The sequence below is a fragment of the Ruminiclostridium papyrosolvens DSM 2782 genome (genome assembly GCF_029318685.1).
GTDB classification, from domain to species: domain Bacteria; phylum Bacillota; class Clostridia; order Acetivibrionales; family DSM-1351; genus Ruminiclostridium; species Ruminiclostridium papyrosolvens.
In genome coordinates this window covers 1,110,141-1,124,145 of sequence record NZ_CP119677.1, presented here as the reverse complement: position 1 = coordinate 1,124,145, position 14,005 = coordinate 1,110,141, and the positions used below count along the sequence as shown (strand labels likewise).

At 33.0% G+C, this 14,005-nt stretch carries 13 protein-coding genes and 1 pseudogene; 4 read left to right on the top strand and 10 right to left on the bottom strand.

Features of this window, described 5'->3' with window-relative positions; genetic code table 11:
• Positions 1-14 precede the first annotated feature (14 nt).
• From P0092_RS05020 to P0092_RS05010, 3 genes are all read right to left on the bottom strand, one after another.
• Positions 15-683, bottom strand: coding sequence for an MFS transporter (locus tag P0092_RS05020; protein ID WP_276187216.1), 669 nt, complete (start codon positions 681-683; stop codon positions 15-17).
• A 35-nt stretch (positions 684-718) separates the two neighbouring features.
• The gene (locus tag P0092_RS05015) at positions 719-1,246 is read right to left on the bottom strand and encodes an MFS transporter (RefSeq protein ID WP_276187091.1); all 528 of its coding nucleotides are present in this window, start codon (positions 1,244-1,246) and stop codon (positions 719-721) included.
• A gap of 225 nt (positions 1,247-1,471) precedes the next feature.
• The gene (locus P0092_RS05010; protein WP_004616850.1) at positions 1,472-1,636 is read right to left on the bottom strand and encodes a hypothetical protein; all 165 of its coding nucleotides are present in this window, start codon (positions 1,634-1,636) and stop codon (positions 1,472-1,474) included.
• A gap of 203 nt (positions 1,637-1,839) precedes the next feature.
• On the opposite strand from P0092_RS05010, the gene P0092_RS05005 reads away from it, so the two are divergent.
• Positions 1,840-2,769, top strand: coding sequence for an arginine deiminase family protein (locus P0092_RS05005; RefSeq protein WP_004616848.1), 930 nt, complete (start codon positions 1,840-1,842; stop codon positions 2,767-2,769).
• A 250-nt stretch (positions 2,770-3,019) separates the two neighbouring features.
• Here the strand turns inward: P0092_RS05005 and P0092_RS05000 are convergent, their stop codons facing one another.
• Positions 3,020-6,316 carry a leucine-rich repeat domain-containing protein gene (locus P0092_RS05000; protein WP_004616847.1) on the bottom strand — a complete coding sequence of 1,099 codons (3,297 nt, stop codon included), beginning with the start codon at positions 6,314-6,316 and terminating at the stop codon, positions 3,020-3,022.
• Positions 6,317-6,488: 172 nt separating this feature from the next.
• Between P0092_RS05000 and istA the strand changes: the two genes are divergently transcribed.
• From istA to P0092_RS04985, 3 genes and pseudogenes are all read left to right on the top strand, one after another.
• Positions 6,489-7,970 (top strand): IS21 family transposase, encoded by a 1,482-nt coding sequence (istA, locus tag P0092_RS04995; protein WP_004616428.1) that lies wholly within the window; start codon positions 6,489-6,491, stop codon positions 7,968-7,970.
• Entirely contained in the window at positions 7,970-8,728 is a 759-nt protein-coding gene (gene istB / locus P0092_RS04990) for an IS21-like element helper ATPase IstB (protein WP_004616432.1), read from the top strand. Before istA ends, istB begins: the two co-directional genes overlap by 1 nt.
• 81 nt (positions 8,729-8,809) lie before the next feature.
• Positions 8,810-8,965: pseudogene (locus P0092_RS04985) on the top strand (IS3 family transposase); the annotation flags it as partial.
• Between the two features lie 490 nt (positions 8,966-9,455).
• Here the strand turns inward: P0092_RS04985 and P0092_RS04980 are convergent.
• The 6 genes from P0092_RS04980 to P0092_RS04955 form a co-directional block, all read right to left on the bottom strand.
• Positions 9,456-10,394: a hypothetical protein gene (locus tag P0092_RS04980; protein ID WP_004622583.1), complete on the bottom strand. Its 939-nt coding sequence runs from the start codon at positions 10,392-10,394 to the stop codon at positions 9,456-9,458.
• A 1-nt stretch (position 10,395) separates the two neighbouring features.
• Positions 10,396-10,959: a hypothetical protein gene (locus P0092_RS04975; RefSeq protein ID WP_004622581.1), complete on the bottom strand. Its 564-nt coding sequence runs from the start codon at positions 10,957-10,959 to the stop codon at positions 10,396-10,398.
• Positions 10,960-11,209: 250 nt separating this feature from the next.
• Positions 11,210-11,827 (bottom strand): hypothetical protein, encoded by a 618-nt coding sequence (locus P0092_RS04970; RefSeq protein ID WP_131451659.1) that lies wholly within the window; start codon positions 11,825-11,827, stop codon positions 11,210-11,212.
• Positions 11,828-11,837: 10 nt separating this feature from the next.
• Positions 11,838-12,215, bottom strand: coding sequence for a hypothetical protein (locus tag P0092_RS04965; protein WP_004622578.1), 378 nt, complete (start codon positions 12,213-12,215; stop codon positions 11,838-11,840).
• Positions 12,216-12,318: 103 nt separating this feature from the next.
• Positions 12,319-12,801 carry a hypothetical protein gene (locus tag P0092_RS04960; protein WP_004622575.1) on the bottom strand — a complete coding sequence of 161 codons (483 nt, stop codon included), beginning with the start codon at positions 12,799-12,801 and terminating at the stop codon, positions 12,319-12,321.
• Between the two features lie 38 nt (positions 12,802-12,839).
• On the bottom strand, positions 12,840-13,973 hold the full coding sequence (locus tag P0092_RS04955) for a hypothetical protein (RefSeq protein WP_004622574.1): 1,134 nt from the start codon (positions 13,971-13,973) through the stop codon (positions 12,840-12,842).
• Between the last annotated feature and the right edge of the window lie 32 nt (positions 13,974-14,005).

Below are 14,005 nucleotides of genomic sequence, written 5' to 3'. Positions count from 1 at the left end.
TTATTTTTATTTTTCTAGTCTGACACCTCTAAAACTCGCTCTTTTACAATTGCCCCCGAATTATCTTCTTTATGTTTTCTAAGCTTTAGCAACAGGTAAATAATTACCGGAATATACAGCAAGGCAATAATTCCAAATGTTACTGTAAAGCCCCTCTTTTGCGCTATTAATCCGAATAAAGGAAATACCCCTATCATAAATGCACTAAAGCATAAACTATCAAATGATAATATTGTTGACCGGTACTCTGAGGGTATCCTGGCATTTATATAATCACTAAATATGGAAAAGGCCAGCCCTCCAGTCATAGATGTTAAAACAAAGAATACTATCGATAAGTGCTGCATAAAGGCCATTCCTGTTAATGCCAGTATATTTAATACAGATATGCTTATTAAAGTTCCTTTCAACTTAAAAAGTTTTTCAAATTTATAGGCATTCTTAGAGCTTATTGCTTCAATAAGGCTTCCCAGAGCGCATATTATGGCAATTGTGGTTTTTGAATATCCCATATCTGAAAAATACTTCTGGCTGTAAAAATATACTGTAGCTTGAAGACTTCCAATCAATGAAGAAAACAATATTAAGTAAAACACTATTTTCCGAACCTTAAGAACTTTCAGGCTTGTTATTAGTTGGTGTATTAGTACATTCCCTTGTTGTTTTTCTTTATCTTTTTCAATAGGTGGCTCACTAAAGCTAAAAGCTACTATTAAAGCTAATATTTTATAATTGTTCCAAATACATAGGCATACAAAAACTTTTCATCTGCTAATATTCCTCCCAGAAGAACCGCAATACCTTGTGCAATTGACATAACAAAAGCAAGATTGCCCCAAATTCTTTTATAATTATTCTCTTCACCTACTTCTTTTAAGCTATCATAAACCAATGCTTCTGCTGAACCGGAGTTTAGATTCATAGCTGCCGAGCTTAAAGTAAATGCAATAGCAAAGATCCAAAAGCCAGATGACGTTATCATCAAAATGCAAGCTATTACACTTACAATTCTTCCGGCAATGACACTAAACTTCTTTCCATATATATCTGCTATTGCACCGGTCGGTAATTCAAAAAGTAAACCCGTTATATGATAAATAGCTTCCAAAAATCCTATTTCCGCCAAAGACATGCCCTTAAATGCCAGATACAAAACCCATATAGCTGAAGTAATATTTAATTGTAGTAAAAAGCTATAAACATAACTTATGGATATATTTCTTTTTAATTTATTATTAATATTCATACCGATTCATCCTCCAAATTAACTTTAATATTTGATAAATTTTTAAACAAAAATAAGCCCACTGTTTACCGCTATTTTAATAGTTAACTATTAAAGAAGCTAAACAATAAAAGGCTTATGGAGTGTGTGCATCTTTATATACAAAATAAAAGACTCAAAGCATAAAACCTTGAGTCTAAAAAATCTTGATTTATTAGCAATACATTTCTAAATAAATAAAATATGCTAACCGAAAGATATAGAGTCATGGATTATACAATCGTCAGTAATTATTCTAAAAAAGGACGCACTTCTCCCTTTAATAACTGACATTGCACTTTTTGAAACGGCACTACTGAATTTCCACTTAATATCTAAGGAAACTGTGACAGTATTAACTGCATAAACCATTATCTACCCTCCCTTTTACATATTTATTATATTCTACATTGAATTTTAATAAATTACAATGGTTTTTATTTAGTATATTGCAAACCATCTATTTTAAATAATTATTTATTAATTTAACACAAAAAGGCTACATTTTTAGTACGATTTAAAATCGTAGATTATGGGAATGATACATAAAAATCTTAAAACAGGAGTTAATTAATATGATTATAAATAGTCTGGAAAAATATGGAGCTGAGAAACTTAGCCAATTAAAGAAAGTGATGCTTCATAGTCCTGAGTATTCAATCAGAAGGGTAAAGGAGACAAATCTGGATTTTTACCTTTTTGATAAGGTACCAGACTACGATCGTTTTATTGACGAACACTATGCCTATCGAAAGCTTTTGACAGATAACGGAGTGGAAGTTTATGAACTATCAAACCTAATAGTAAATAACCGCGAGTTAATGTCCTACCTTCCCAACCTTCCATACTTGAACGATTCCTCAGTCATAACAAGCAAAGGGGCAATTATATCAACAATGTGCCCTGGTGGACGGCAATACGAAGAAATAGTTGTTAGGGAGGCACTGACAGCTCTTGGTATTCCTATCCTGCATGACTGCGGCCCAGGTGAACAGTTTGAGGGCTTGATTACCTTGTCCCCAAATACTCTCTTCGTAGCAGATACAGAACGACATAGCAAAGAATCGGTTGAGCGCTTTTTCATTTTTGCCCTGCAGCACTTTCAGAATATAGTTTATGTAGAAGTACCGCAAGCCAGGCGTTTCATGCATCCGGACATGATATTCAACAGGATATCCGATAAATTGGGGTTAATTTTTCCACCTGCCTTTCTCAATTGCTGGCTTATCCAAAAAAATAGTCGGCAAAAAATTGATTTTATGACTTGGTCGAAACAGAGGAAGATGGAACTAATTCCTTTATCCGATGAAGAACAACAAAAATGGGGCACATCGTTTGTTACTCTGGAACCCAACCATATCATCAATTATGATATTTCTTTAAAGCCTACAACCCAGAAGCTGCTGGAATCAATGGGAGTCAGATTTACACAATTCCATCCAGATGCTTTGCTGGCTGGTGGTGGCAGCCTTAGGTGCCTCACACTAAGACTTTTACGCGAATAAGTATTTTGTTATTGATTCATGTTAGCCCATTACATTAAAATCCAGAAACGCTTATAAACCAAGCGTTTCTGGATTTACTTTTTATACTCTGCAACTCATGTGTACTTTTTTAACTTTAAGACTAAACTGACAAGTTGATAGGGTAATACTGGGAAACGACCATATTACCCTTAAAATTTCAGATATTGGAAATGGAATTGGGAATGTAAACTAACTTCCTTCATTCATGTCTTTATCACATATGTTAACACTAATTTAGAAGTTGCATTTTGAGCAATGCAAAATCAATTGCATTAATTTCACCATCTAAATTTATGTCTGAGTTTATCTCATTAATATTTGCTGTTCCTCCAAGCAAGTATATCTTCATTAATGCAAAATCCAGTGCGTCAACAACACTATCATTATTAACATCACCTTGTATCCGTCCTAGATTGATATTTGATTCACTTACAGCTACATCTGCCCAGCTTGCTATATTTCCATCATTACCTACTCTAATTATAAATATATGCTGTCCTGCTGACACTGCTATATCTGTATTAGCTGAAAGAATATCTGTATATGCTGTGGCCGCATCGCCTACATTAGGCTGCACCTGAGAACCTTCAACCCCAACTATGTATTTTAATGTTCCTGCTGGGACAACTGTCGCTTTAGTTGATCCTTCAGTTTTTCCCTTCTCCCATGTAAAACCAGTCAATTGCGGTGCTATTTCCTCTAGAGTAATATCCTTTACTAAATGCGAATTTTCAACGAAAAAACTATATTGTTTATACGCTTTATCTGGTACAAATCTGAGTACCGTTTGCTTACTTGTGTCAGTAACAAATGTTGCATCATATTTTATTGCATTTAAGCCTTCAGGTATTGTTACAAATGAAGAATTAGTATAGGACCCACTAGAACTATACCAAGTTATAATAATACCACCTTTTGGCGCAACCCCTGTTGATAAATAAATAGTTCCTGAAACATTCCGTGTTTCAGTTGTATTGAGTGGGTACACTATCTGCGCATCTAATCCCGTAATATCACCTGATGAAAGGTCTAACTGACTACCCCAGTAATCTCTGCTTGTTTCTTTAATTATTAAACTACATGGATAACCTGCGTATGTAATTATTGGAATAGCATACTTTGCAGAATTCATTCCTTCTGGTATAGTTACAGATGAATAACATTCCTTTGTTATTCGTTCATTAATTGTTGTAGAACTTTCAACTATTAAGGTAAGTCCTCCTTTAGGAGCAACACCCTTACTAAACAATACAGTTCCTGAAACATTTCGATACACAGGCTGAAGGAAAGAACTAATCTGCATATTAACATTTGAAACATTTCCATCACTTACATCTACTTGACTGCCTGCTATAAAACCTATCGCATCTCCTGCTCTGGCAGTACAAAAGACTGTATAAGTTAGGCCCCCTGAACTAGCTGATACAGGTAATGCAAAATCCTTTGAACTCTCACCTTCATCAATTGTGATGCCCACGCCATAGCTATGTCCGTTTCCACCAGCATTAATACTTATATTAACTCCACCAATTGGAGCTTTATCATTCAAACTTATTCGTCCAGAAATTATACGTTTATCGGGCAGAATTACACTTAATGTTGCTACAAATGTACCTTCTATAGAACCATTTGTGGCCTTTATCGTAAAACAACCCGCTTTTGCAGTACTATCTACTGATACTATACCAGTTTGGCTGTCAATTACAACACCACTTACTGGATTATCTAAACTCCAAGTAACCGACTCGCATGACAATACTATATTGTTGTTATCTTTTACAACAGCTGTATACTGGCTTGTCCCACTACCGTTTTTAACTGTTACTATATCTGAACCTGATATAGTAATACTTGCGACGGCATTTAATTCAAAATCTTTATTCATCAAATTACTATATATCCCTTTTGCAGGGCTAAAATCCTGGATTGGATTGGGCAATAAAAACAAATCTACTAATTTGGGTAAGTTCTTAATACAACTAATATCACTTATTAGATTATTTCTCAAACATAATGAAATTAAATCAAGTTTATTTTTCAGTAAACAGACGTCTTGTATCTGATTTTTATCCAGAGTTAAAATTTTAAGTTTAGTAATATTTTGCAATCCATTTATATCATTTATTTCATTATCATCTAAATGTAATTCATATAAATTTACTAGTTTGCTAAGATTTTTAGTATTCGTCAAGCTATTATATGACAAATCTAAGGTTTTCAAACTTGATAAATCAGATAATGGTGTTATATCAGATATTTTGTTATCCCTTAATATGAGATATTTTAAATTATGTAAATTTCTTAATACATTTAAGTCACTTATTTGATTCTTTTCTAAATTTAAAGCTTCAAGTGATGTAAGTGCACTTATAGGATTAATATTATCAAGCTCATTCCCAGCTAAATAAAGGTCTTTTAGATTACACAGTTGTTCAATTCCTGACAAACTTTTAATTTCCATATTGCCGGCATCTAGCACAGTTATTTGTGGGGCCTCAATTTTATATATCATATCTTCAGAATTTTTGCCAAGTTGATGACAGACAGCTTTCGCCAAATCTGCATCTGGAAAAGATATCGGCTCCAAATTAAAATCTTTTTTAGTTAATTTACTAATAATTCCGGTAATTGGACTATAATTGTTTATAGGATTATTCTCCAGCTTTAAATCATTCAATGATGTAAGATTGCTCAAAACATTAATATTAGTTATCTTGTTGTAGCTTAAATCCAAATCTGTTATCTTTGTAAGCTTGTTTAATGCACTAATATCTGTAATTTTATTGAAACCTAAATCTAAATAACTTAGCATAGTGAGACCATTTAACGGATTAATATTTGATACATTGTTTGAATTCAGGTGCAAGTAAGTCAATGTCTTAAGACCACTCAACCCACTAATATCACTTATTCGGTTATAAAAGAGATGCAATGTTTTAAGTTTGGTAAGGTTTGATATCGGACTAATATCTACAATTCGATTACACCCTAACTGTAAATATTGAAGATTAGTAAGTTTTGATAATGCACTAATATCAGTTATATTATTCCAAGATAGTTCTAAGTAAGTTAATTTCGTCATATTTTTCAAAGCACTTATATCGCTGACACTATTCATACCTAAATCCAAGTATTCTAAATTGATTAAACCAGCTAAAGCATTAATATTACTAATGTTACTCTGGTATAGTGCTAAATATTTTAATGATGTTAGGCCTGCTAAAGGTGTCACATCACTTATCTTATTTTTACTTAAGCTCAACATAGTTAAATTTGTTAAACATTCAATTCCAGTAAGATTATTAATATTTTTGTTTTCTGCAATAATACTAGTAATACTTGAAACATCTGTTTTAAGTATATCTCCTGTGGGTTTATTAATAGCTCCCCTAACTACAGCCTCTAGATTAGGATCGGCAAATGTCACTATATCCGAATCTGCGAAAGCATTATGTACAAATAATTGAGTTAAAATAATACTGATAAAAAAAGCAACCACAAGCAGACATTTTTTTAAGGTTTTCATGGTAAATCCCCCATATTTTACAAGATACATATACTATAGCATTATATTTTTTATGTGTAAATGTTAATGCTATTCTAAAATTGTACCACTTACCGGTAAAAAAATAGGCCACCTTAATCAAATTTTCCTGTATGATTTTGTTATCCAGACACTATCGTACAGGAGGAAAGGTATGATTAAGATGGCACAATTAGAAGATATCAGAAAAATGTACTTTATGGAAGACCTAAGTATCAGAGAAATAAGCCGCAGAACCGGAATTCACAGGGATACAATTTCAAAGTATTTATCTCTGGAGGAGACAAAACCTCCTAAATATAAGCTAACCAAAGAACGCAACCATCCTGTTTTAGGACCATATATACCAATGATTCGGCAAATTATCGAAGATGATAAGCAAAGGCATCGTAAACAACGGCATACCGGAACAAAAATATTTGGAATTTTAAGGCAAGAAGGCTTTAGCGGTGGTTACAACACTGTTTCTGACTTTCTCAGGCAGGAATACAGAAAACAAAAAGAAGCATTTCTTCCGTTGGAATTTGAGCTCGGAACTTATGCGGAAGTAGATTGGACAGAGGCATATTTCTATCTGAACGGTAAGGAAACAAAGGCTCATATTTTTGTTATGAAATTGAGAGGCTCTGGAGGCTTCTATGTAAGGGCATATCCCTTTGAGAAGCAGGAGGCATTCTTTGACGGACATATTAAATGTTTTGAGTTTATGAAGGGTGTACCCTACAAGATAGCCTATGACAATTTAAAAACAGCAGTTAAGAAGGTACTTCAGGGCAGTAATCGGGAAGAACAGGAGCAATTCATATCTCTTCGCACTCATTACCTTTATGAATCTACATTCTGCAGACCTGCTAGGGGTAATGAAAAAGGCGGAGTAGAAAATGCAGGTAAAGAAGTAGTCAGAAGATTCTTTGTACCTTATCCGGATGTAAATTCCTTTGAGGAATTAAATCATTACTTACATAATGAATGTATTAAGCTATTAGAGAAAAACTCAAAATGGGAAGCTGAAAAATCCGCATTAAGGCCATTGCCCACAGTAAGGTTTGATGGAGCAAGGTATAAAGAGGCTAAAGTTAACCGATATTCAATGATACAATTTGAAACCAACCGCTACTCCGTCCCTACTTCATATGTTGGAGAAAAGGTGACAGTTAGGGCAACTGCTGAAGAGATTAAAATTATCTCAAAAGGCTCTACAATCGCAGAACATTTCAGAATACATGGCCGCAATAAGGATAGTATCATACTGGATCACTATCTGGAACTTTTGCTTTTCAAATCTCGAGCATTAGGAAATACAAAAGTATACAACCCTCAGACACTTCCCCCTATCTATGAACAATATCGCCGCTGCCTGTTAGCAAGGAATCCCAGAGGTAACCGGGAATTTGTAAAAATACTTATGCTCCATAGAGATTACCATCCTTCACAGGTAACTGAAGCTATTGAAATAGCAATGGAATACAATGTTTACGGATATGACGGGGTACTTAACATACTGGGGCAGACATTGGTTTTAAGCCATAAAGCAGATCCCATTAACAAGGACAAGCTTCAGAGCATTCCGGAAGTTATTGTAACACCTCCTAATCTTGATAAATATAGCATACTGATGACAGGGGGTGATCATTAATGGCCGTTAACAAAATGCTTCTAGAAGCATATTTTAAAAAACTAAAAATGCCTCAGGCTGCCAAGATCTACGAGTCTTTAGCGAGAGAAGCCGCAGATAACAATCTTGATTATGAGGGTTACTTGTTAGGAGTATTGGAACAGGAAGTTCACCAGAGAGAAAACAACCGTATTCAAAGAGGCATACGTCAGGCATGCTTTCCAGTAATTAAAACACTTGAAAGTTTTGATTTTAAAGTAATCCCGTCCCTACGCAAGCCCAAAATATTGAAGTTAATGCAGGGGGAGTATATTGGGAACAGGGAAAACATAATACTTGTAGGTAGCTCTGGTGTAGGTAAAACACATATTGCAACGGCTCTAGGTTATGAAGCCTGCCGTCAGGGTATGAGAGTAAAATTCTATACGGCAGCAGGATTGATAAACGAATTACTTGCAGCACAACAGGAATATCGTTTAAACAAGCTTGAAAAACAGTGGTTGGGGCCACATTTAGTTATTCTGGATGAATTGGGATATGTACCATTCAGTAAGGTAGGTGCGGAATTGCTGTTTCAGTTTTGTTCTTCCCGATATGAAAGAGGTAGTCTAATCATAACTACAAATTTGGAATTTCCAAAATGGACGGAGGTGTTGGGAGATGAACAAATGACTGCGGCTTTATTGGATCGGATAACCCATAATGCCCATATATTAAATATTAATGGTGACAGTTATCGGTTTAAACAGGCCCTTGCCAAACAGACTGAGAATGTTTAAATTTTTATGTATAGGTGGCCTAAAATTTGACCAGCAAGTGGCCTAAATTTCGATTGACATTAACATGTAAATGAATCTCCTCTATCTTCCAAGATAGTTGATATATCTAAAACCAGCCGTAATAACTGCGGTACCCGTAAGATTAAAATTGAACTTGAAAAATTAGGGTTAATTGTCTCGCGACGTCGTATTGGACGTATTATGAAACAGGAATGCCTTGTATCTAATTATACTGTTTACTTCCATCTAGTAAATAAGTATAAGTAACGTTACATACTTCATTTTAAAAAGCAAGGATAGAAAACGAGACACTGCAAAATGAGTTGCATTCGATAACGGTACCTTGCATTCCAGTAAGAGCTTGTTATCTGAAAATCAAAGTTAACATCTAATATGACACAAAAAGACTCCCTTTTGAAGAAAGCCTTCTGTGTCAAGCATTTGAATAATTTTAGAATATTTTAGTTTTCTACTTACGATAGTAATTAAATCAAATTAAATTCAATTTAAATAAAATCCGGATAAATTATTTTCCATGTAAAAACGTTAAAGCCCGCTTATAGCTAGCTTTCCCAGGATTCTAATATCGGAAGTTATACTGGGATGCTTGCATGTTACCCCTAAAAAGCTTGCATATTGGAAATGGAAGAAGTTATGTAAATCAGAAAACATGTACTTTAACACGTCTGGTTCTCACTTAAATAGTCTTCATATTTTATTAGTTGGGTTATAAGATATTTAGTATATTATCTATTCGATTTCTTATATCCAGTAATGACATCTTTAAATCAAATTCACTGTTACCAGTTTCTGAACAATATTTAGCAATATCACCATTTTGTATTAACTTCATAATACTTTCTTCAAACCTCAAATTATCTTTATTAATACTATTTTGGACTTTTAAATTATTACTAAATAATTTATAGAACTGATTTCTATAATTTTTTTCAAAAATTTTTGAATAGTATGACTTTTTAAAGAAGTATTTATAATCCCAAATTTCCTCATTACTTAAAGCTTCCTTATACCTTTTTTCTTCAAAAAGGACTAAATTGGATAAGCAACTAGTTTTTCTAACATAATCAATATATAAGTAAAATGAACTTGCTAAGTCATAAACTTCAGTTCTTTTAGAGTTTCTTAATGTGTCTAAAATATCAATTAAATATACTACAATTGGTAAATTACTTTTAGTATTCTGAGTATTCCTTCCCTTATCGAATTTCATTGCACTATTGCATTTATACAAGGTGGTAGAGTAATCGAAAACATATGTGCTTCTATATGTACTATAAAGTTCTATAAAAAGCTCTTTTTCTTTTCCATTCATTTGATCTGTATTGAAGTATGAGTCCATAATCATTTCTGGGAAGTTATACTTATCAGATAATAATAATCCCCTCTTATTTATGCAATAGTAATTATTCTCAATATCAATTAGCCTGTTTTTGAACAATGTAACAATTGCTTTTTTTACTGTTTCTAAATTAAGTCCAATATTCGAAGCTAATATTTCATCAGATACAAATCCCTCTTTTTCAATCCATAATAATATAAATGAATACAAGTCATTTTTTAAAATAGAGAAATCTATTTCTCCTATTTTTAACTCCGCATCTATCGCAGACTCTTGTAATCTATTTAATTCTATTATTTCATTCATTTTAATAGCACCTCCCAAACAGGAATTTGCATTCTCTAATACTATTTATTTCATTTAGAGTAGTATGTAAGATTGTTGAATAATCATCCTCATTTTCATATATCACAATTTTACATCCTAGGGTATTTCCAATAGCAAATAAACTTTGATAGCTGTAACCATTTTCATAAGTCTTATCTAGAAATAAAAGTATCTTATTACGTACTCTATTATCACTAGTAAAATCATGTATTTCAGCAATTGAACCATGCGGCCCTGGAATTGAAATAATTAAATCAAATTCTTGCGCTTGAATCAACTGCTGTGCACGGATTGATAGCTTAGAATCTTCTTGACAAAGTTCTTCACTAAACATTGCAAGATGACCCTCTTTCCTTAATACTTCCCTTAGTTCTCTCCTTATATCTCCCAACTTACTTTCAATACTAGGAGATGCACCCCATATCAATGCCATAACAGGAATTTTTAATACCTCTTGCTCGATCTTTTTTTGCCGAGGTAAAAATTCCTTTAGCATATTTAAAGCCTCTATAGATAAATTATCTTCGTAATCTTTGATTTTCATTGTCCCTCTCCTTAATCATTATATTTATTAATTTTATTAATAATAGAATATATAAATTATTAATTTCTGAAAAAGAACCAGTTTTTAAGTCCATAATCAGACTTTCGCATAACACAATTTTACCATAATAAAACATATTTTATAATTATATTTAAATTGTTCATTATCCTTAAAAGTTGCATATTCGAAATGGAAGGGGGTATAAGACTTGCTTAAACCATCAAATATTTAAGATTTTTAATATAAAAATCTAGTCTTCTCTTCTTTCTCCCAAATACAACCCCTCCTTACTCAATTGCTCTACCATTTCATAAATATCTATTCCATTAATTTTTATTGTTATTCGACTTCCTGGTGACTCTTCAGAAAAATTGTTGCAAACAGTTTTAAGTTTATCTACCTTAGGAATATTATACTTTGATAAAATATCAATATACTTATCAATTTCATTAGTAAAAATGGTAAATATTTTGTAGGGGCCAACGTATACTTCGTCAGTCCCAATATGTGAACCAAACCCATAATTAATCTCTCCATCATTAACTAGTAGATCCTTATATTGATTATATAAAGCCAGAAAGTATTTTATATCCAATCCATCAAGATAGAAAACATCTTTATGAAAAGGATCAGTATCTGACTTTCTTATTTGCTCTTCGATCTTTGCATTTGTACCATGCTCGAGCAATAAAAACCCAGGGGTTCTTACTTTAGTACATAAATCTCTAAATACATTATCTATATTTTCAGCACTGACATTTATATTTATTTGGTAAAATTTCTTGTGTTCTACAATGCTGTATTCCTCATGAATCCCCTCTAAATTGGAGGTATGAACTCCCTTTACAACGTTGAATTGCTTCTTCAATTCATTCACCTCATTTACTTTTCTTAATCTCATTGAATCTCGGAGCTACGGTTTTTCTCAAACCTGAATAATATATAGACTTATCAAATAGTTTTCCAAAATCATTTTTAAACACATCATTTTTTTCAGTTTCTATTGATGTATCCAGTTTCCAAGGGTTATCACCACTCTTTGTATACGATTTGCAATCAGCTGTGTATATCATATTGTTAAATGACGTACTTCCACCTGCCTTGAGTGTGTAAAAAAGATGCCGCACCCCTCTGGTGCCCCCTTGGCGGTGAGGCATATTCTGGAAGTAGTCGTCTGGATAGACCGTTTTTTTCGTTGGTTTGGCGTCTGCTTTTGCGTTACAATTCAAGTAAATTGTAAGCAATAAAATCTTCAAAAAGCTTGTTGACCTCTCGAGGGCTTTATTCGATACAATTTTTCTCCTAATACACGAATCATATATTGGGTTAATTCCTGATGCACATTCATTACGTCGGCTTTTATATCACTTTCCCCAATATTATGGTATCCCATCTATCAAGAAAGCGAACACTATTCTCATCAAATCCGCCACCCGAACGCCTTTTTACTCTAAATACAAAAAGAGACTTACCATTACTACTTGTTTCAGATAGCTCCGATTTTGGAACTACAAAGAATACATTCTCTTCAAGCCAATAACATATCACATAATCACAATTGTTGTATTCATTTTCAGTTATTGTAAACTGTGCAATATTTTTTTGAGACTCTTTAGAAGTGGAATAAAGCCTTTGGCGTGTCTTTACCTCAATTTTTAATTTTTGATTTGTAACACTATTTAGGATAAGTAAATCACACCCAGTTTCTCCAAGATTCTGATATACATTCCACTCGGTATCTTTTACTAATAAAAACAATTTAAATAAAACCATTCTTTCGCCTATTTCCATTAATAAGTGCTGAATATTCTGAGGAAGTCTCTTTTTGTTTTCATCATGCATTTTTTCACCTCCATTTTGATTTTCCTGATAAGTGATATCTATATAAAATTATCTCTAAAATGCTTTAATACCTCATTCATATCATATCGGTTATACAGCATCAACTGTTGTTCTATGTACGGATGAAAAAGCTTTTCTAAACCTTTATTAATATTTAATCGCGCAACAATCGGATAGGTATCAACAGTGTTCACTATTTTACCGTTTTCCAAAGATATTTGGGTGATATTAGTGTTCCCGAACATTTCTAAAGGTATTTTATATTTTGCGCTAGGATTATGAAATAAAATGACACCGTCATCAAGTAATTCAGGGTTATCTTGATTTACAATTTGTATTTTATAAGGTGTCTTCTTATCATTAAAATCATGTCTGATATTGTAAACTATGTTAGTTAAAGGCCCAGACTCGGATATTGCTAAGGATACCAATTTTCCTATAGTGTGTGTACAAGTAAAGATAATACCTGAGATCATTTCATATTCCGGATTTAAAAAGATGCCCAGAGGTATCTGCGCTTCGGAACCAGGTTTTTTAATACTAGTTCTAGCTTCGAAGGTATCATCAATTGCATCATAATAAAGCCCATAGAGAAGTGCCATTAATGGATATATATACTCTCTTCCATAATTGATCTGATCGTATGAGCTCAAAGCTATAGCAAAGGGGACTTCTTCTTTTACCCAATCACATTTTGAATAGCTGTCAGTAAATTTTGTTTTCTTTGTCAATATTGAGTTTGATAATCTGGAAATAGACTCATTCAAATGCACATAAAAGCCTTGCTGAACAAAAGGAGGGGATACCATACTTAAAAGATCATCAGCATTTCGTTGGCTTTCATTTGCACCGCTTTTACTGATATTTGCGACAACAGCTTCTATATATAATTGATAAGGCTTTTTAATAATGAAATCCGGTCTATTATGAGATTGATCCAAGTTTAAGCCCATCTGACAAAAAAGTGCATAAAGATAAAACTCCCAGAAACACGAATGAAATGTCGTTTGGAATTCTACAACCATTTTGTTATCCCTATCTATGAGTCCCTCTGTCCATTTCTTAATGATTTCCCGCTCTCTGTAAAGGATTTTATCATTCAAGAATTGCACTTTTGGATGCCACTTATTTTTACTAACTCCGATATTCTCATTAAATAAATCGAATTTCAATATTTATCTCCTCACTTTATGCCACCAATGAT